We start from the raw sequence: 18,134 nt of genomic DNA, 5'->3' as shown, positions 1-18,134 counted from the left end.
GCTGCCGCGTGGGCTGCCGCCGTCGCCGCGTGGCTGCCGCCGCTGCCGCGTGGGCTGCCGCCGTCGCCGCGTGGCTGCCGCCGCTGCCGCGTGGCTGCCGCCGTCGCCGCGTAGGCCGCCGCGCCGCGTGGCTGCCGCCGTCGCCGTGTAGGCCGCCGCCGTCGCGTGGGCTGCCGCTGCCGCGTGGGCGGCCCATGCGCCTGCGCAGCGCCGCCGAGTTGCCGCCTGCGCCTCGCGGGCGACCCGCGCGCTTTCGCCGCAGCGCCGCCCGGCCCCGCTGCCTTGGGGCCCCGGCTTTCCGCGCGCCGCGCGCGGAGCCATTGCTTCCCCGGACTCATTCTACGCGCCGGGGAAGCAAGCAGGAATAAGCGTTCCATTCGCTGAAGGAGGCGATTCGCTTTGGATAGGAAGCCGCGCATAACCGTCGTCGGACTTGGCTCCGGCGACTGCAACCAGCTGACCGTAGGCATTGTCAGCAAGCTGATTGCGGCAGGACAAGCCCTGAAGTCCGAAACGGGCGGCGGGGGCATCTACCTGAGAACCCGCGAGCATCCCGCCGTGGCTCTGCTGGACGAGATGGGCATTCCCTACTGTACCTTCGACGCTTTGTACGAAGCGAAGGACACATTCGAAGAAGTATACGAGACGATCGCCGGCGAGCTATTGACGCTCGCCAAGGACGGGAAAGCGGCTGCCATAGGCTGGGCCAAGCCGGCCGACGGACGCAAAGCAGGCGCGGCGTCCGAACGGTTTGGTGCAGGCTTGTCCGGCCTGATCGCCGCGGCTCCCGATACGGCGGCCGCACCCGGCGAGATCGTCTACGCCGTCCCCGGCCATCCGATGGTTGCCGAGAAGACGGTGCAGCTGCTTAAGGAGCACTGCCCGGCCGAAGGGGTCGAGCTGCAGCTGCTTGGCGGCGAAAGCTTTCTCGACCAGGCGTTCGTGCGGCTCGGATTCGATCCGATCGAAGGCTTCCAGCTGCTGGACGGAACCTCGTTGTCGGCTTATCAACTAAACCCGCTGCTGCATACGGTGGTCGGCCAGGTGTACGACTCGCTGACGGCCTCCGATGTGAAGCTGACCTTGATGGAGCTGTACCCGGACGACTACCCGGTTGTCGTCGGACATGCTCTCGGCGTGGCAGGGCAGGAGAGCATCTTGCGCATTCCGCTGTACGAGCTCGACCGCGTGGATGGCTACGGCAATTTGTCGCTCGTGTGGGTGCCGCGCACCGACAGCGACGCGGTTCGGAACCGGACATTCGCCCGGCTTCACGAGATCGTGGGCATCTTGCGCAGTCCGGAAGGGTGCCCGTGGGACCGCGAGCAGACGCACCAGTCGATCCGCAAAAACTTGATCGAGGAAACGTACGAGGTGATCGAGACGATCGACGAGGACGATCCCGAGCATATGCGCGAGGAGCTTGGCGACCTGCTGCTGCAAATTATGCTGCATTCGCAGATGGAGGCGGAGGAAGGCGGATTTACCGTTTTCGACGTCATTGAAGGCTTGAACGAGAAGCTGGTCCGGCGCCATCCCCACGTTTTCGGGGAAAGCAAGGCCCGGGATGCGGACGATGCGCTCAGCAATTGGCAGCAGATGAAGGACGAGGAAAAGCGCAGCAAAGGAATCGATCCTTCCGCACAATCCGCGCTGTCCGGCGTGCCCCGCGATTTGCCCGGCCTGATGAAAGCCTATAAGCTGCAGAAGAAGGCGGCCGAGGTCGGCTTTGACTGGAGCGGGCCGGAGGAAGTATACCCGGTGATCGTCTCCGAGCTGGAGGAGGTCAAGCAGGCTGTTGCGGGAAGCGGCAAAGACCATCAGCGGGAAGAGCTCGGCGACCTGCTGTTCGCCGTCGTCAATCTGGCGCGTTCTCTGCGCATTGAGCCTGAGGAAGCGCTCGCCGCGGCCAACCGGAAATTTGCTTCCCGGTTCGGTTATATCGAGCAGCAGCTGCGTTTAAAAGGCAAATCTTTTGACCAAACTGACTTGATAGAGATGGAATCTTTGTGGCAGGAAGCAAAAAAAGTTCTGGGATCGAAGGGCGTCTAGCAGGATTTTCCTGAATCACAAAGAATACATAACGATAACTGCCCATTTAAGCGAGGAGGATATTGGTACTATGAATAAAACCGATCTGATCAATAGCATTGCTGACAAAAGCGGCTTGACGAAGAAGGATGTTGAATCCGTTCTGAACAGCTTTCTCGGCGAAGTAACAGACGCGCTGGCGAACGGAGAGAAGGTTCAGCTCATCGGCTTCGGCACCTTCGAAACCCGCAAGCGCTCCGGCCGTACGGGCCGCAACCCGCAAACCGGCCAAGAGATCGTGATTGCCGAGTCCACCGTTCCGGTCTTCAAAGCGGGCAATAAACTTAAAGAAGCTGTGAAGTAATGCGGCTTGACAAGTTTCTTAAGCTGTCCAGGCTGATCAAGCGGCGCACCGTCGCCAAGGACGTATCCGAGCAAGGACGCGTCTGGATCAACGGCCGGGAGGCGAAGCCGAGCAGCGCGGTGAAGATCGGGGACGAGCTGACGGTTCAGTTCGGCCAGAAAAGCGTTACCGTTCGAGTAGAGCAGTTGACCGAGTCCACCCGCAAGGAGGACGCGGCCAAGATGTACACGCTGCTGCGGGAAGAGGCGCATAAAGCGGAGAATGGGCAGTTCTGACTCCGCGCTGTCTGATTGCGAAGGGGCCGAACCAATTCGGTCCCTTCGTCGTCTGGTTGACCGGAGGTGAAGGCATGGGCAATAATACGGACGCTGAGGAGCAGGCCTTGTCGTTAAAGCTGTTCGTCGTCTTATCGAAGGCGCAGAAAATCATGATGGATCACGCCACCCGGGATATCCGTCGACACGGGCTGTCGGCCACGGAATTCTCGGTGCTGGAGCTGCTGTATAACAAGGGCAAAATTCCGTTGCAGCAGATCGGCGGCCGCGTGTTGCTGACGAGCGGCAGCATTACCTATAATATCGACAAGCTGGAGAAGAAGGGGCTGCTGAAGCGGGAGCCGTGTGCGGAAGATCGCCGCGTAACTTACGCTGTGCTGACTGACGAAGGCGCAGCCTGGTTTGACCGGATTTTTCCCGAGCATGCGGACGTGATTCGCCGTGCTTCGGCAGGGCTTACTTCGGCAGAGAAGCAAGCCGCCATCGAGCTTCTGAAGAAGCTCGGTCTCGAGGCGCAGCGCCAGCTGTAGCCGGTCCGCGCGTCTGAGAGCGATTCCCGGTTCTAAACATGGGACGACCTCCATACCTATATACTAATCGTTAATGCGAAGCGACGATTCAAGTGAGGAGGGGGACATGCCATGTTGGAACCGAACAAGGTGAAGCGTCAGGAAGTGAAGATGCTGAACCGCAAGCTGCTGGAAGTTTCCGGCGTGATGAATGTCGAGAGCTTTGACAGTGAGGAGTTTTTGCTTGAGACGGAATGCGGTTTCCTGATGATCAAAGGGCAAAATTTGCACATCAAAAATTTGAGCCTGGAGCAGGGCCTGGTGGCCATTGAAGGTTACGTGAACGAGCTGGCCTATGTCGATGCGAACAACCAGGGGAAATCCAAGGGCCTCTGGGGAAAGCTGTTTAAGTGACGCTCCACGTCCAATTCGTCACAATGGGGATGATGTGCCTCGGGGGGATGTCCCTCGGAACGCTGTTCGACCTGTATCGGGTCCTTGCCGGCCAGCTGAAGGTTGCCCCTTGGTTGAAGGCGGTTCTGGACCTCCTCTACTGGTTCATCGGCACCATCTTCGTTTTCCTGCTGTTGTACGAAAGCAATTGGGGAGAGATTCGCCCGTTTATTTTCCTGGGTCTAGGCATCGGCATCTGCTTGTACTTCCTGCTGTTCAGCGGCCTGGTCGTTCGGCTGATCCGCTTCTGCATTCGCGTCAGCGTGGCTGCCTTTCGCATCGGACGCCGCATGATCGAGCTAATTATCGTCGCTCCGGCGCGCTGGCTGTACAGGCTGCTGATCGTCCTCATCGGCTTTTTGACGGCCACTGCTATATTCTTGTACAAAATTATGCTACAATTGGTATTGCCACTCTGGAAATTCGTATTGTGGTTGACCAAGCCGTTGGTCAGCCGGTTGCGTTTTCCTGTTCCTGCATGGATGAAGGCTCCGGCACGCCGCCTCGTCGGCTGGTTTCGCCGATTCTTCCCGTAAGCTCATCCCCGCGAGAGCCTTCAATATCTTAGCTCAAGGAGGAAACTTGGTTTCATGCGATCCGTCCCACCCAACAGCCAGCGGAAAGATTCGGCTGCGAAGCCGTCGCAGAGCAAAGGCGCGTACCGCAGGCGCCGTTTCGTCATGATTATCTTTGGTTGCTTTTTGAGCTGGGCTGGCGTTACTTTGTGGAATCAGGTTGGAAAGATCGCAGAACGGAGCGAGAAGGTAGCGGCTCTCGAGCAGAAGCTTCAGGAAACGAAGACAACGAACGAACAGTACAAGCTGGAGATCGCCCGCTTGAACGATCCTGAATATATCGAGCAAAAAATTCGCAAGGAGCTTCACTATATCAAGGAGGGGGAGACGCTCTTCATCCCTCCGGGGAACCCCAATTGATAAATGGGCGCCAAATCGGGCAAACCTTGTGTTGACCGTATTTTCGGCGTGCGTTATAATCGGCGTAGTCGGTTTTTTTTAACTATTTAAGGGAGGATCATTTTACTTTATGGCAATCGAAGTGGGCAGCAAGCTGCAAGGGAAAGTGACAGGCATTACTCACTTTGGGGCGTTCGTCGAGCTTTCCGAGGGAGTGACGGGCCTTGTGCACATCTCGGAAATTGCGGACAATTACGTTAAGGATGTGAACGATCATCTTAAGCTGAACGACATCGTCACCGTGAAAGTGATTAATGTCGACAAGGACGGCAAGATCGGCCTATCGATCAAACAAGCCGTCGATAAACCTGCAGATGCCCCTAAGCCCCGTTTTGACAAAGGCGACCGTGGCGGGTTTAACCGGGGAGACCGCGGCGGCCGTGGCGGCAGACCTCCCGCAGGCAAGCTCTCCTTTGAAGATAAGATGGCCCGGTTCTTGAGGGATAGCGAAGATCGTATTTCTTCCCTGCGCAAGCAGGATTCGAAGCGGGGCGGCCGCGGCGGACGCCGCGATTGACCTGCAGATATACATTGCAACGAATGGCAAAAGCCGCTTGGAGCGCGATTAGGACGCTCCGAGCGGCTTTTCTTTTTGAATCGGTGCTCGCCAGCCGCGAACACATGCTTCAACTTGAGGGGCAGGCTCAGATTCATGCACGCCGATTCCGCTTATTGGGGCTGAACGCCCACCTGAATTCGTACAGTGTTCCGTCTTGGGGGCACGCTAGAAGGGAATGTTAGGAAGCTCGGGTTGCTTCAGGTTCAAGCCGCTTCCGATTTTCTCTTTCAATTCGCCGAGACGGGATTCTATGGCAGCTCTTATCTCGTCCATCTTGGCGTTCATGGCAGCCTTGATGGCGGCCTTGATGGCATCCGCCTGCTCTTGCGTAATGGTTCCGGACTCGACAAGCGTATCCAGCGTATTGACGGTTGTTGTCGCCAGCACCGCGTCGGCTTGAGCTTGCGTGATCGTTCCGTTGTTGACCAGTTCGTCCAGCGCATCCCGGATCGACTGGCCGAACCCTTCCGAATCGCCGGTTAGAATCGGACGAACATTCAAAGGGGCTTCAACGACGTTTGCTGAGGAGCTCGTCTCGGCGGGACGGTTTGCCGCATTCGCGGATGACACGGCGGCTGCGGCTCCCAGCAGGCAGATTGCTCCCGCCAAAATGCCGATGGTCATGCTTTTGTTCATGGACATGGACAAACACACCTTTCCTTCATTCAATTTGTTGTTGCACATCCATCTTACCGCTCGAACCAGGCGGGAATCTCCGCACAATTGCGGCAACCGTGTGGCAAATCGCGCTGGCGGTTAGACACTCCGCGCGCACACTTGCTACAATGAACCTAGGGTGAACAGGATGAAGACCAAGCTCATTTATGTCATCGACGACGAAAAGAACATATGCAACATCATCCAGTCGTTTCTGATCAAGGAAGGATTCGAGGTGGAAACGTTCCAGGACGGCCGTGCCGCGCAGGATCATTTTCGCCGGCGACCGGCGGATCTTCTGGTAATGGACATCATGATGCCCGGTTTGGACGGCTATTCGCTTTGTTCCGCCGTTCGCCAAATCAGCAGCGTTCCGATCGTGTTCGTGTCCGCCAAAGATACGGAGCCTGATAAAATAGCCGGATTTGCGCTCGGCGGCGACGACTATTTGACCAAGCCGTTCAGTCCGCTCGAGCTGGTCGCCAGAATAAAACGGATGTTCCAAAGGATGGAACTGGACCGGTTGCACCGCTCCCACGATAACACGGTGGTCATCGGTAATGTCGCGATCGACCCCGACGCCAGGCGGGCGGAAGTGCAGGGGCGGGACGTCCGCTTGACGGGCATGGAGTTTTCCCTGCTGCTGTACTTGGCTATGAACAAAAATCGGGCTGTCGGAAGAAACGAGCTTCTGAATAAAATTTGGGGGTTCGAGAGCGAAGTGGAGAGCCGGGCGACCGACGATATGATCAAACGAATCCGCAGGAAGCTGTCTGACGCCGGAGCTGAACTGAAGATCGAAACGGTGAGGGCGTTCGGATTCGCAATCTACGACAAGAGATGATGGGATGATGAGATGATGAGGCTGACGGTGAAACGGCGAATTTTCCAAACGAATTTTGCGGTCATCCTTCTATTGGTTGCGCTCACCGCCGTCATGTTCAACATCGCCGTCGGGCTATATATCCGCAACGATATTGTGGTGCAGCTGCAAAAGGTCGCTTCGAGCGCCGTGGAAGCCGCGTTGCGCATTCCCGGCCTGCCGCTTCCCGAGTTTCCGAACCTTCCCAAGCCTTGGAACACGCAGAATGGCGCTATCTTTCCGCGGCTGGAGAACACGAAACAGGCGGACGGGTCTCTGAACCTGGCCATGTACGTTCTGATGCTGAACCGTTCTTTGAAGGAACCGCTCTCTTTGCTGAACGCGGACTTCTTGTTGCTGGACTTAGACAAGCAAGCGATCGATTTAATCCCGGCGTCGTCTGACCGCCCGTCCGGCGTCGTGGAGCGGGTGGTCGATGAATTGAACAAGCAACGCCATCTGGAAGAAAATCATGTGATCACGTTTCAGGCGTCGGGGACGGATTATGCGGCCGTTGTCAGGTCCGTATCCAATCAAAATTCGTTCGGGCTGGGATGGGTGGTGATCTATGCGAATCTTCGGCAAGTGAAGCAGTTGCAATGGGCGATCAATCTGATTTTGATTTTCGTCTTATGCGTGTCGGCTCTGCTTGCAGCATCGTTCTCCTCGCGCGCCGCCAGACAAATTTCCGCCCCGTTCTCGGCTTTGAACACGCACGTAAGGGCCGTAGCGGAGCGGAAATTCGCCGGAAAGATCGGCCTGCCGGCCGAGGACGAATGGCGGGAGTTCGTGCGCAATATCAATGCTATGACCGAGAAGCTCGAGCGCTATGACAGCGCTCAAAAGACGTTTCTGCAAAACGTTTCTCACGAGCTGCGAACGCCTCTGATGTCGATTCAAGGCTACGCCGAAGGGATTCGTTATAACGTTGTGGAGCAAGCCGCCGCGGTCGACGTCATTTTGAAGGAAACGGAGCGATTGACCGAGCTGGTGGGGGATTTGCTTTATTTATCCCGGTTGGAAGCGGTGGAAGAGAACGAGCCTTATTCCCAATTTGATCTGAACGAGTGGATTACTGGCTGCGTCGAGCGGATGAACGGCATTGCGCTGCAAAAAGGCGTCGAAATTACAATCGTCCCGGCTTCAAGCCCGATCGAACTGTTCGCGGACCGGGAGAAGTTATCCCGCGCTTTGACCAATTTGATCAGCAACAGCATCCGGTATGCGGAGAGCTCGATCGTCATTGCCGCAAAGCCTGTGAACGAGGCGAGGGCAGAGCTGCGAATAACGGATGACGGGCCCGGCTTCGAGACGGAGGAGCTGCCGCATATTTTCGACCGATTTTTTAAAGGCAAGCAGGGGCAATTCGGGCTCGGCTTGGCGATCAGCAAGTCCATTATCGAGAAGCATGAGGGCCGCATCTGGGCTCGGAATGCAGCAACGGGAGCCGAGATGGTCATCGAATTGCCGACCGCATCCGGAAGCTGCGGCAAGAAAGAAATGGATGGCAATGGCCGGCAGCTATAGAGGGAATGCTGCCGTTGCCGTCCGATGGCGACAGCAGGCATTCCCTTCGTATGATCGCTACCCTAAATGTGGAAGCCGCTGAACGGAGAATATTGGTGATACAGCGAGTCGGGCGCCGTTTTCTGCAGCGCGCACGCTGTGCGGCGGCGGCAGGCCGGGCGGGATTGCCCTGGCGCCGAATTCGCTTGACAAGCAGACGCAGGCTGTTATATACTACAGCTTGTTATGGCGGCGTAGCTCAGCTGGCTAGAGCGTACGGTTCATACCCGTGAGGTCGGGGGTTCGATCCCCTCCGCCGCTATATGGCATATGGAGAGCTTATAGAAGACGCCGCAAGGCGTCTTCTTCATTCTACTCATTCTACTGCATTCCCGTATTGGCTCTCACTAAAATTTCGTCGTACTTTGCAGCATCGCGCCTGGAAGAGAACAGCGTGCCGAGCACAGCGCCGAGGAAACCGACCGGAATGGAAATAATCCCGGGATTCGTCAGCTCGATCAGCGGAGTGCCGACAAGGATGGCGTTACCCGGAATCGGGTCCCAAATATTGGGGCTGATGGCGACGATGAGCAAGGAACAGATTAATCCGGACAGCATGCCTGTAACGGCGCCGGCGGTATTGAAGCGTCTCCAGAATACCGTGAGCATAAGCACCGGCAGATTGGCGCTGGCGGCAACCGAGAACGCCAGGGCGACCAGAAAAGCGACATTCAGCTTTTGGGCAAACAGCGCCAGGATGATGGAGATGATCGCCACCCCTACCGAAGCGAGCTTGGCCGCGATGACCTGTTCTTTCTCGGTCGCCGCCCCTTTGCGCACGATATGGCTGTAAAAGTCATGGGCGAATGCGGAGGCAGCTGACAGCACAAGACCGGCGACGACGGCGAGAATGGTGGCGAAGGCGACGGCGGAGACGAATGCGAACAGGAAGTCTCCTCCCAGCGCTTTGGCGAGCAGCGGCGCTGCCATGTTCCCCGCGGCATTGGCGTTCACGATCGCATCGTGGCCGACGAATGCCGCCGCGCCAAAGCCGAGGAAGATGGTCATCACATAGAAAAGGCCGATCACCCATGTGGCGACAACGACGGATTGCCTGGCCGTCGGGGCGTCCTTCACGGTAAAGAAGCGGATCAGGATATGCGGAAGTCCCGCCGTACCAAGAACAAGAGCCATATTTAAGGAAAGCGTATCGAGACCGCTGCCGAATTTGTTGCCGGGATGGAGGAACGTGTCTTTCAGCGGCGTGGCCGTCTGCATTTTCTCGAACATCGTGACGATATTGAAATCGAATTTGGCAAAGACGATCAGCGAAATGATGAACGTGCCGGCCATCAGCAGTACGCACTTGATAATCTGGACCCAGCTGGTCGCCGTCATGCCTCCAAAAACGACATAGACGGTCATCAGAAGGCCTACGATCAGCACGGACGTCGTATAATCGAGGCCGAGCAGCAGCTTGATCAAGGCGCCGGCCCCCACCAATTGCGCGATCATATAGAAGATGGAGATCGTGATCGAATTCAGCGCAGCCACGCCGCGCACCTTCTTGTTATCGAATCGGGCCGCAATCATATCGGCCATCGTATATTTGCCCAGGTTTCGCAGAGGCTCTGCGATCCAGTAGAGCACGACAAGATAGGCGACAAGAAAGCCGATGCTGTAGAAAAAGCCGTCGAACCCGAACAATGCGACCATGCCGGCGATGCCGAGAAAAGAAGCGGCGGACATGTAGTCGCCGGCGATGGCGAGACCGTTCTGCCAACCGGTCAGGCCGCCGCCCGCTGTGTAAAATTCGCTGGCGGTTTTCGTTTTTTTGGCTGCATAATAGGTGATGACCAGCGTTCCGGCCACGATAACAAGAAAGAGGAGAAAGGCTGTATTCATCGCTGTACCTCCTTGGCCGCGCCGGCTTCGGCTTTAATTTGCTCGGCTATGGCGTCAAACGCCCGCGCTTTGCGCGTATAAAGCGAGCACAAGATCCAGGTCATGATGAATTGGGCGAAGGCGAACACCCAAGCCCAGGTGATCGGGCCGAACGCGCTCTGATTCAGCACCGCGGAATACGAGGTCATGATGGGCAGGACAAAATAAAACACGAGGAAGAAAAGGGACATGGGCATAATAAAACGTTTCTTCTGCGACATGAGCAAGCGGAAGCGAGCAGATTCGGCAATCCTGCTGTATGATGATTTCGAGGATTGATTCATAAGCGACTCCTCCCTTTTACAATTAATGTAAGCGCTTTATTAATCATATCACGGAATGGTTGTCCTTTTTCGCTTTTTGGCCTGAAATGTCAAAAATCGCGCCTCAAAGTGAGAAATGCGGGTGCTGAATGGTTCCCGGCGCGCTGCGAACGTTAGGTGCCTTGCAGCCGTCGGATCAGCTCTTTCGAGGCTACTCTGGAGAGGGGCACGCGGCTTTGCTTCGCATCGCCCAGAATCAGGTTGTAAGCGCCGTTAAACCACGGCTCCAGCTCGTCGATGCACTCCATATTGACCAGATGGCTTCGGTGAGTGCGGAAGAAGCCTGGACTTCCGAGCTGCTCCTCCAGCTCCTGCAGAGTCAGTCTGGCGGCATACACCTGGCCGTCCATCATATGGATGCGGGTCCACTTCTCCTCTTTCGAGGCAAAGGCGATTTCCGCCGGATCGACAACGATAATGCGGCTCCCGTTATCGATGAGCAGCTTCGGCTTCACTCCCGCGGCATCCGCTCTCAAGGGAGCCGCCGGCCTTGCTCTGCTTTCTCCGGTCCGGGGAATCGCGGTCGAGGAAAGCTTGTGCCGGATGCGCTGCAGCGTCCGGCCAAGGCGCTCCTGATCGTAAGGCTTGAGCAAATAATCGACCGCTTCCAGCCGGAACGCGTCGATGGCATATTGCTCGAAGGCGGTCGCAAACACGATATACGGGGGATGCTCGCTTTGCAGCAGCTTCTCCGCTGTCTCCATGCCATCCGGCCCCGGCATCTGGATGTCCACGAAGACGACCTGCGGCCGATGGCGGCTTGCCAGCTCCAGCAGCTCGGTTCCGTTAGACGCCCAGGGAAGCAGCTCGACATCTTGTTCCTGGGACAGCAAAAAAATAAGCTCTTCGCGAGCTAACCGTTCGTCTTCAGCGATCATGACTCTCATGAAGCAGCCCACCTTTTATCCATGATAGACGCCTATGACGAGCGCTTCCTGTCGTCATCGGCCGTCACCTGCGGTATTGAAATTTTGTCGGCGTATACCTCCAAATTTTCAAAATAGAGGAAGCTTGAATTCAATACAAGCCCCTCCCTTCGGGGAATTGGAGAAGGTTAGCCCGGCCTCGGTTCCGAATAAATGGACGAGACGGCGGTTCACATTGTGCAGGCCGAGACCGGTGCTCTCGCCGGATTGCAGCGGAGCCGTGCCCAGTCTGGCGAGCTGTTCGGCGTCGAATCCTTTGCCGTTATCCTCGATGCTGATTTTTAAATAAGACCCGCTGCGCCTAAGGGTGATATCGATTCTTCCGGCGTCGGTTTTTCCTTTAAAGCCGTGCTGAATGCAGTTTTCCACCAGAGGCTGCAGGGTGGACGGAGGGATGCGGACCGACTCCAGCCCCGCGTCGCACTGTAGCCGAACAACAAGGCTGTCCTCAAAGCGTATCCGCAAAATGCTCAAGTACGTTTGCAAATGATCCAGCTCTTGGGCCAGCGATACGACAGCCGACTGCGTCATCGTCAAGTTCATGCGCAAATAATGGCCGAGCTTGACGGTAATTTGTCTTGCCGAGTCCGGGTCAATACGGATCAGTGTAACGATGGCATTCAGCGTATTGAATAAAAAATGCGGATTGATTTGGGCTTGCAGCGCTTTGAGCTCGGCATCCTTCATCAGTCCGCGGAGCTGCTCGGACAAGGCGAAGTCAAGCTGGATGGAAATCAGCTTGCTGAGCCCGCGCGCGAGCGCTTCTTCTACCGGTCTGATTTGCCGAATGCTTTGGAAGTACAGCTTAATGAGACCGGCCACTTTACCGCCGCTGCGAAACGGGATGATAATGGCCGCGGCGATCGACGCAAGATGCGGCTGGATTTGCTCGCGAGTCCGCGCGATCTGTATCTCGCCCGTAAGCAGGGCCTTGCGGGACAGGTCCGTTCGTATAGGCTCGTCCTTGATATTGGCGCCGATTCCGGCATAAGCCAATATTCGCTCCGTATCCGTTACGGCCACGGCATCCGCCCGCAGCTCGCGAAGCATAATATCGGCGGTAGCGCCCGCCGTTTCGTAGGTTATTCCCTGCTTCAAGTAAGGCAGCACCAGCTCGGCGATATGAAGCGCCCTCTGCGTCTCCAGCGCTGCGGCCCGCTCTTCTTCGTTGATCGCGGTCAAAATCATAGCTACGAAGATGCCCACGCCAATGCTGTTGGCCACGACCATAGGCCCGCCGATCAAATTGACGAGGCGGATGGCATCTTCCGAGGATTCGTGCACGACAAGAACCGCACCCATCTGCAGAAACGGCGGAAATACGCTGATGAACAGCGCTTTGATCGGAGCGATGATGCGCTCGTCGGCGAAAAAACGGGCGATGAGTCCCGCGAGGAGGCCTACGATCGGGGTCACGATCAAATCGGCCATCCCCGTCATCCCGCCTAGCCAATAAGCGTGGATGCCCGAGATCAGCCCCGAGCCGGTACCGACCAGCGCACCGCCGAGCAAACCGGCAACGATCACTCCGATCAGCGCGGAATCCGCCATCGCTTCATGCTGCGCGAGCGGCGGAATCAGCAAGGATTGGTCGCTGCTCTCCGCTCCGACCTTTACTCCCGCATAGGTGCCAGCGATGCTGACCAGTCCGAAAAAAACGGCGAACAGCAGTCCGCGCCGCACCGTCCTCCGCCGTTCCAGCAGATAGCGGAATTGAGGGGTTCTGGTAATGATAAAGGTGATGATGAGCAGTATGCCCATGCGCTCAAAGAGCTGCAGCGTCAAAGAGTCGATTGCCGTCACCCGCTTCCTTCCAGCCGAATCAACGCTCGGCCGTCGTGTAAAACAAAGCGCAGGGAAGACCGGTCAGGTCATCCGGTATTTCGCTATAAATAAGGTTTGCTGCCGAACGGGCAAACTCCTTCCTCCGCTTGCGGATTCAGAAGAAAATCCGATAGCGGACTCCGTTTTGGAGGCGAAGCGGACGGGTAAGGATAAAATAGGCTTGTTTTGTCGGATGGTCCGCGAGAGGCACCTCAATCGACACGTTATAACGCAATCGGACGAAGATTCCCGGTGCCGGATGCGAACGTACGTCCTCCCGCGTCGTCCGTTCGCTGTTTTGGATGCGCTTACATACCAGAGAATAACAAGGAATGGCGGATTTCGCGCAAGCCTCCCTTTTTGTCGGAAAAAACTTTTGCGCCGCCAACCGATTCTGACAAACTTCCTGCACGAGAGTGAGTATACTAGTCCTCACAAATAACCTATGGGTGGTGTCGTGAAATTATGCCAAAGAAATTCGGATTTCATCAGATCGGTACGGCTTGGAGGGGAGCCTGGAACAAAGCGGCGGGCAGCGTGACGGATGCGCTGGCGAAAAATCGGCTAATTCAATCGGTCATCGCCAAGAAATGGTCGCTGCTGCTGCTCGCCATGGCTTTCCTGCTGGGAAGGGCGATGATTCTCGATCAGCTTACGCCGTTTGCGGTAGCGTATTTCGCGGTCATCTATTTTTTGCGCAGGGAGCTGCTGTTCTGGACGGCCCTATTCCTCTCCGCGGGCAGCTTGTTCTCGGCACAGCCGCTTCATATGGGATATATCGCGGTCGAGATGCTGGTGTTTCTGCTCATTCAGAAAGGCGTCGAACGCTTCGAGCGCTCGGATATTTCCTATGCGCCGGCGATCGTCTTCGCCTCCACCTTCTCCGTCCAGCTGTTCTCGTATCTCGTCTCGGCCCAGCTCAGCTGGTATACGCTGATGCTGACCGCGGTCGAGTCGATGCTCGGGCTGATCCTGACGCACATCTTTTTGCAGGCGATTCCGGTCTTCACGCTGAACCGCAAAAATTACGTGCTGAAGCACGAGGAGGTGATCTGCCTCATTATACTGCTGGCCTCCGTCATGACCGGAACGGTCGGCTGGATCGTCGGGCCCGTCACTGCCGAGCATGTGCTGTCCAGGTATTTGATTCTGCTGTTCGCCCTGGTCGGCGGGGCGCCGTTCGGGGCGTCGGTCGGCGTCATCTCCGGACTGATCCTGAGCTTGGCCGACGCTTCCGCCATTTATCAGATGAGCCTGCTCGCCTTTGCCGGCATGCTGGCCGGTCTGCTTCGGGAAGGGCGCAAAATGGCCGTGTCGTTCGGCATGCTGCTCGGCTCCTCCATCCTGTCGATCTATATCGGCAATCAGGCCGACGTGCTGGCCTCGACATGGGAATCGATCGCAGCCGTGGCGTTGTTCGTGCTGACGCCGGCCGGCCTCATTCAAACATTGGCCAAGTACGTGCCGGGCACGCAGGAAAATTTGAAGTCGCAGCACGACTATGCCAAGCGGGTGCGCGATGTCACTGCGAGCCGCGTGGAGCAGTTTTCCGAAGTGTTTCGACAGCTGGCCCGCAGCTTCAAGCAGGTGACGGCCGACGCGCAGCCGCTACAGAAGGAGGAGGAAGTAGGCCACTTTATGAACGCCGTCGCGGAGAAATCTTGCGCGAACTGCTGGAAGCGGAAGAAGTGCTGGGACGAGAGCTTCTATCAGACGTACAAGTATATGACGGACATGATGACGGAGGTGGAAATCAGGGAAAATATGAGCCGCCGGGATATCGCTCCCGCGTGGAAAAAAATATGCATCAAGCCCGATCAGGTGCTCGAGGTGATGAAGCAGCAGTACCGCTTGTACAAAAACGACTTGCATTGGAAAAAACAGCTTATCGACAGCCGCCAGCTCGTTGCCGAGCAGCTGTCCGGCGTCTCTCAGGTCATGGAGGATTTGGCCCGCGAGATCAAGCGGGAAGGCCAGGAGCTGTTCATGCAGGAGGAGCAAATTCGCAGCGCGCTCGAAGAACTCGGCTTGTCGATCCACAGCATCGATATTATCAGCCTCGACGAGGGCAACGTGGAGATCGAAATCATTCATCAATATACGAAAGGCTTTGACGAATGCCGCAAAATTATCGCTCCGCTGCTCTCCGAGATCGTCGGCGAGAACATCGCCGTGAAGCATGAGCAGCCGATCGAGCGGCGCGAGGGGTACAGCACCGTCGTCTTCGGTTCGGCGAAGGAATACGAGGTCGAGACAGGCGTCGCCGGGGCGGCCAAGGGAGGCGACCTGCTGTCGGGCGACAGCTTCAGCACGGTCGAGCTGGGCAACGGCAAGTTCGCGGTCGCGCTCAGCGACGGCATGGGCAACGGGGAGCGGGCCAGAGCGGAGAGCAGCGCGGCGCTGAACATTTTGCAGCAGCTGCTGCAATCGGGAATGGACGAGAAGCTGGCGATCAAATCGGTCAATTCGGTGCTTATGCTCAGGTCCTCCGAAGAAATGTACGCGACGGTCGACATGGCGCTGATCGATCTGTATAATGCCAATACGACCTTTATGAAAATCGGCTCGACGCCCAGCTTCATCAAGCGGGGCCAGGAGGTGTTCCCGGTAACGGCCAACAATTTGCCGGTAGGCATTGTGAGCGAGATCGACGTCGATTTGATCGGAATGCCTCTGCAGGACGGGGATATTCTCATCATGATGACCGACGGCATCTATGACGCGCCGGGACACGCGGTGAACAAGGAGCTGTGGATGAAGCGGATGATTTCGGAAATCGAGACGGATTCCCCTCAGGAGATGGCCGATATTTTGCTGGAGCGGGTCGTCCGTTACCACCATGGGGAAATTTACGACGATATGACCGTTGTCGTCGCGCGCATCAGCAAGTTTCGGCCGGAATGGGCGACATTCCGCTGGCCCGGGCTTACCCGCATCGAACGGCCGAAGACGGTCAGCTGACCCCCTGGCGATATGAACTATAATAGGAATATGTATGTTGGCCCAGTGGAGCAGCCGGAGACTCCGCCGGGCTTTTTCGCGTTTGCAGACCGAAGTAGGATTGCGCCGGCATCTGTTCATGCTTGTTCTCTGCTTGCAGAGGAATTGTGCCCCGCTGCCCGCTTCTTAAGTTTACCATTCTCCCGAAATGGGAATGCTAGATTGTAAGAAGCGAGGAGGAGATCGTATGAAGCAGATTATTTTGATTACGGACGGCTGCTCCAATGTCGGCATCAGTCCTGTCGCCGCTGCCGCCCAGGCGAAGGAGGAAGGCATTGTCGTCAATGTCATCGGCATTGTCGGCGGCGGGCTGACGGACGAATACGGCATCGCCGAAATTCAAGATATCGCCGGCGCGGGCGGCGGGATGAGCCGGCTCGTCACGCCGGACCAATTGTCGCGGACGGTTCAGATGATGACGCGGCAGACGGTGATGCAGACGATCCAGCAGGCTGTCGGCCAGGAGCTTCGCGGCATTATCGGCACGTCCAGGCTGGAGGCGCTGCCGCCTGAGCAAAGAAGCGAAGTCGTGCGCGTCATTGACGAATTGTCGGAAACGAGCGAGCTGCAGGTCGCGCTGCTGATCGATGCCAGCGCCAGCATGAAGCCGAAGCTGCAGGCGGTGAAGGAGGCGCTCTACGATCTTCAGCTCAGTCTGCAGGCGCGGGCGGGCAAGAGCCGCATGGCCGTGTTTCATTTCCCCGGGAATGTGTCGGGGGACGAGCCGGTGAAGCTCGATCTTGGCTGGACGAGCGATCTTGCAAATCTGGGCCGGTTGTTTTATAAATTAAACATGAGGGGAGCGACGCCCACGGGGCCCGCTCTGATCCGTGTCGTGCAATATTACCGGGAATCCGCCGGTATTGCCGGGAACGACGACTCGGCACATCGGCAGGAAGAAGCTGCGGGCGGACGGAATACGATGCCCGCGCACGGGGACGGGATGCTGAGTGACTACATCGTTTGAGCCGGCGTTTGCTCCGGGGACGATGATCAGGGGAAAATGGAACGCCGGTCAATACCGGATCGAACGGCTGCTTGGCGAAGGGGCCAACGGACGGGTCTATCTCGTGCGGTCCGGCAGCCGGCTGCTCGCGATGAAGATAGGGCACGACGCTTTGGATCATCAGTCGGAAGCGAACGTCCTGCGCGAGCTGTCCAAGTCTTCGACTTCCTTTAAGAATTATTTGGTCGATGTCGACGATGCGGTGGCAAGCGGGCGGGAATATCCGTTCTTCGTCACCCAATATGTCCGCGGCATCACCTTGAACGAGTTTATCAAGCAGTTCGGAACCGACTGGATTCCTGTGATCGGCATGCGGCTGCTGAAAAAATTAACCGAGCTTCACGGCAACGGGTATGCGTTCTGCGACCTCAAGCCGGAAAATTTGCTCGTATCGCGTTACGGCGAGGTGCACTTGATCGATTTCGGGGGAATAACGGCTATGGGGCGGTCGGTCAAGCAGTTTACCGAGGTGTTCGACCGGGGCTTCTGGCAAGCGGGCACGCGCACGGCGGACGAAGCGTACGACCTGTTCTCGTTCGCGGCGCTTTGGATCGGGGTCGCGGACAAGGAGCGGCGGCTGCACGGCTTCCGCGCCATTTTGCCGCAAAATCGGACAACCGATACGCTGCTCGACATGCTGCAGTCGATTCCGGCCTTGGCCGGCATCGCCCCGGTGCTGCGCAAAGCTTTGCTCGGAGGCTACTCCGCTTCCGCCGAAGCGCTCACCGATTGGTCCCGGCTGGCATCGCCTGCCCGGCACATGCCTGACAAGCAGCCGGGTGCGGGCTGGCTGGCCGCATGCTTCGTCGCATCGCTGGCCTTGTTCGCGGCGGTCTTATGGACCGCATGGCCGTTTTAGCCCGATAACCGCACGGGACATTGGTGGCAGGCGAATGCCAGCCGAATGTCAGGACAGAAGGA

At 57.3% G+C, this 18,134-nt stretch carries 18 protein-coding genes and 1 tRNA gene; 14 read left to right on the top strand and 5 right to left on the bottom strand.

Going from position 1 to position 18,134, the window contains the following annotated elements:
• Positions 1 to 399 precede the first annotated feature (399 nt).
• From yabN to F591_RS0120070, 8 genes are all read left to right on the top strand, one after another.
• Positions 400 to 2,052 carry a bifunctional methyltransferase/pyrophosphohydrolase YabN gene (gene yabN, locus F591_RS0120105; protein WP_019536413.1) on the top strand — a complete coding sequence of 551 codons (1,653 nt, stop codon included), beginning with the start codon at positions 400 to 402 and terminating at the stop codon, positions 2,050 to 2,052.
• Between the two features lie 70 nt (positions 2,053 to 2,122).
• Positions 2,123 to 2,395 (top strand): HU family DNA-binding protein, encoded by a 273-nt coding sequence (locus F591_RS0120100; protein WP_019536412.1) that lies wholly within the window; start codon positions 2,123 to 2,125, stop codon positions 2,393 to 2,395.
• Positions 2,395 to 2,670 (top strand): RNA-binding S4 domain-containing protein, encoded by a 276-nt coding sequence (locus F591_RS0120095; RefSeq protein ID WP_019536411.1) that lies wholly within the window; start codon positions 2,395 to 2,397, stop codon positions 2,668 to 2,670. The genes F591_RS0120100 and F591_RS0120095 overlap by 1 nt, the downstream gene beginning before the upstream one ends.
• A gap of 74 nt (positions 2,671 to 2,744) precedes the next feature.
• Positions 2,745 to 3,200, top strand: coding sequence for a MarR family winged helix-turn-helix transcriptional regulator (locus F591_RS0120090; protein WP_019536410.1), 456 nt, complete (start codon positions 2,745 to 2,747; stop codon positions 3,198 to 3,200).
• A gap of 111 nt (positions 3,201 to 3,311) precedes the next feature.
• The gene (gene yabP / locus F591_RS0120085; RefSeq protein WP_019536409.1) at positions 3,312 to 3,593 is read left to right on the top strand and encodes a sporulation protein YabP; all 282 of its coding nucleotides are present in this window, start codon (positions 3,312 to 3,314) and stop codon (positions 3,591 to 3,593) included.
• Positions 3,590 to 4,168: a spore cortex biosynthesis protein YabQ gene (gene yabQ / locus F591_RS0120080; protein ID WP_026326759.1), complete on the top strand. Its 579-nt coding sequence runs from the start codon at positions 3,590 to 3,592 to the stop codon at positions 4,166 to 4,168. Before yabP ends, yabQ begins: the two co-directional genes overlap by 4 nt.
• 54 nt (positions 4,169 to 4,222) lie before the next feature.
• Positions 4,223 to 4,567, top strand: a complete 345-nt coding sequence (locus F591_RS0120075) for an FtsB family cell division protein (protein ID WP_019536407.1) — start codon at positions 4,223 to 4,225, stop codon at positions 4,565 to 4,567.
• A 109-nt stretch (positions 4,568 to 4,676) separates the two neighbouring features.
• The gene (locus F591_RS0120070) at positions 4,677 to 5,123 is read left to right on the top strand and encodes a S1 domain-containing RNA-binding protein (RefSeq protein ID WP_019536406.1); all 447 of its coding nucleotides are present in this window, start codon (positions 4,677 to 4,679) and stop codon (positions 5,121 to 5,123) included.
• A gap of 207 nt (positions 5,124 to 5,330) precedes the next feature.
• On the opposite strand, the gene F591_RS0120065 is transcribed toward F591_RS0120070, so the two are convergent.
• Entirely contained in the window at positions 5,331 to 5,807 is a 477-nt protein-coding gene (locus tag F591_RS0120065) for a hypothetical protein (RefSeq protein WP_019536405.1), read from the bottom strand.
• A 163-nt stretch (positions 5,808 to 5,970) separates the two neighbouring features.
• On the opposite strand from F591_RS0120065, the gene F591_RS0120060 reads away from it, so the two are divergent.
• The 3 genes from F591_RS0120060 (at position 5,971) to F591_RS0120050 (ending at position 8,512) form a co-directional block, all read left to right on the top strand.
• Positions 5,971 to 6,666, top strand: a complete 696-nt coding sequence (locus tag F591_RS0120060) for a response regulator transcription factor (protein WP_019536404.1) — start codon at positions 5,971 to 5,973, stop codon at positions 6,664 to 6,666.
• Between the two features lie 27 nt (positions 6,667 to 6,693).
• On the top strand, positions 6,694 to 8,211 hold the full coding sequence (locus F591_RS0120055; protein WP_211217610.1) for a sensor histidine kinase: 1,518 nt from the start codon (positions 6,694 to 6,696) through the stop codon (positions 8,209 to 8,211).
• A gap of 227 nt (positions 8,212 to 8,438) precedes the next feature.
• Positions 8,439 to 8,512, top strand: a tRNA-Met gene (locus F591_RS0120050).
• A gap of 59 nt (positions 8,513 to 8,571) precedes the next feature.
• On the opposite strand, the gene F591_RS0120045 is transcribed toward F591_RS0120050, so the two are convergent.
• The 4 genes from F591_RS0120045 to F591_RS0120030 form a co-directional block, all read right to left on the bottom strand.
• Positions 8,572 to 10,095 carry a solute symporter family protein gene (locus F591_RS0120045; RefSeq protein ID WP_019536402.1) on the bottom strand — a complete coding sequence of 508 codons (1,524 nt, stop codon included), beginning with the start codon at positions 10,093 to 10,095 and terminating at the stop codon, positions 8,572 to 8,574.
• The gene (locus F591_RS0120040) at positions 10,092 to 10,418 is read right to left on the bottom strand and encodes a DUF485 domain-containing protein (protein ID WP_019536401.1); all 327 of its coding nucleotides are present in this window, start codon (positions 10,416 to 10,418) and stop codon (positions 10,092 to 10,094) included. The genes F591_RS0120045 and F591_RS0120040 overlap by 4 nt, the downstream gene beginning before the upstream one ends.
• Before the next feature lie 152 nt (positions 10,419 to 10,570).
• The gene (locus tag F591_RS0120035) at positions 10,571 to 11,344 is read right to left on the bottom strand and encodes a LytR/AlgR family response regulator transcription factor (protein ID WP_019536400.1); all 774 of its coding nucleotides are present in this window, start codon (positions 11,342 to 11,344) and stop codon (positions 10,571 to 10,573) included.
• A gap of 108 nt (positions 11,345 to 11,452) precedes the next feature.
• Complete coding sequence (locus F591_RS0120030) at positions 11,453 to 13,186, bottom strand: LytS/YhcK type 5TM receptor domain-containing protein (RefSeq protein WP_019536399.1); 1,734 nt, start codon at positions 13,184 to 13,186, stop codon at positions 11,453 to 11,455.
• Between the two features lie 486 nt (positions 13,187 to 13,672).
• Here F591_RS0120030 and spoIIE point away from each other — a divergent pair, with 486 nt between their 5' ends.
• The 3 genes from spoIIE (at position 13,673) to F591_RS0120010 (ending at position 18,072) form a co-directional block, all read left to right on the top strand.
• Entirely contained in the window at positions 13,673 to 16,168 is a 2,496-nt protein-coding gene (spoIIE, locus tag F591_RS0120020) for a stage II sporulation protein E (protein WP_019536398.1), read from the top strand.
• 226 nt (positions 16,169 to 16,394) lie between these two features.
• A complete protein-coding gene (locus tag F591_RS0120015; protein WP_019536397.1) occupies positions 16,395 to 17,174 on the top strand; it encodes a vWA domain-containing protein in 780 nt (259 codons plus the stop codon).
• A complete protein-coding gene (locus F591_RS0120010; RefSeq protein WP_019536396.1) occupies positions 17,158 to 18,072 on the top strand; it encodes a protein kinase domain-containing protein in 915 nt (304 codons plus the stop codon). The genes F591_RS0120015 and F591_RS0120010 overlap by 17 nt, the downstream gene beginning before the upstream one ends.
• The last annotated feature ends 62 nt before the right edge of the window (positions 18,073 to 18,134 follow it).

It is taken from the genome of Paenibacillus ginsengihumi DSM 21568 (assembly GCF_000380965.1).
GTDB lineage: Bacteria > Bacillota > Bacilli > Paenibacillales > NBRC-103111 > Paenibacillus_G > Paenibacillus_G ginsengihumi.
The sequence above is the reverse complement of the archived record's forward strand: the minus strand, read 5'-3'. Positions and strand labels throughout refer to the sequence as shown.

Excerpts from the sequence above, each read along its gene's own strand:
- F591_RS0120035 (WP_019536400.1), bottom strand. The coding sequence starts at position 11,344 with ATGAGAGTCATGATCGCTGAAGACGAACGGTTAGCTCGCGAAGAGCTT.
- spoIIE (WP_019536398.1), top strand. The coding sequence starts at position 13,673 with ATGCCAAAGAAATTCGGATTTCATCAGATCGGTACGGCTTGGAGGGGA.
- yabP (WP_019536409.1), top strand. The coding sequence starts at position 3,312 with ATGTTGGAACCGAACAAGGTGAAGCGTCAGGAAGTGAAGATGCTGAAC.
- F591_RS0120095 (WP_019536411.1), top strand. The coding sequence starts at position 2,395 with ATGCGGCTTGACAAGTTTCTTAAGCTGTCCAGGCTGATCAAGCGGCGC.
- F591_RS0120070 (WP_019536406.1), top strand. The coding sequence starts at position 4,677 with ATGGCAATCGAAGTGGGCAGCAAGCTGCAAGGGAAAGTGACAGGCATT.
- F591_RS0120075 (WP_019536407.1), top strand. The coding sequence starts at position 4,223 with ATGCGATCCGTCCCACCCAACAGCCAGCGGAAAGATTCGGCTGCGAAG.
- F591_RS0120060 (WP_019536404.1), top strand. The coding sequence starts at position 5,971 with ATGAAGACCAAGCTCATTTATGTCATCGACGACGAAAAGAACATATGC.
- F591_RS0120090 (WP_019536410.1), top strand. The coding sequence starts at position 2,745 with ATGGGCAATAATACGGACGCTGAGGAGCAGGCCTTGTCGTTAAAGCTG.
- F591_RS0120065 (WP_019536405.1), bottom strand. The coding sequence starts at position 5,807 with ATGTCCATGAACAAAAGCATGACCATCGGCATTTTGGCGGGAGCAATC.
- F591_RS0120100 (WP_019536412.1), top strand. The coding sequence starts at position 2,123 with ATGAATAAAACCGATCTGATCAATAGCATTGCTGACAAAAGCGGCTTG.
- F591_RS0120040 (WP_019536401.1), bottom strand. The coding sequence starts at position 10,418 with ATGAATCAATCCTCGAAATCATCATACAGCAGGATTGCCGAATCTGCT.
- F591_RS0120045 (WP_019536402.1), bottom strand. The coding sequence starts at position 10,095 with ATGAATACAGCCTTTCTCCTCTTTCTTGTTATCGTGGCCGGAACGCTG.
- F591_RS0120015 (WP_019536397.1), top strand. The coding sequence starts at position 16,395 with ATGAAGCAGATTATTTTGATTACGGACGGCTGCTCCAATGTCGGCATC.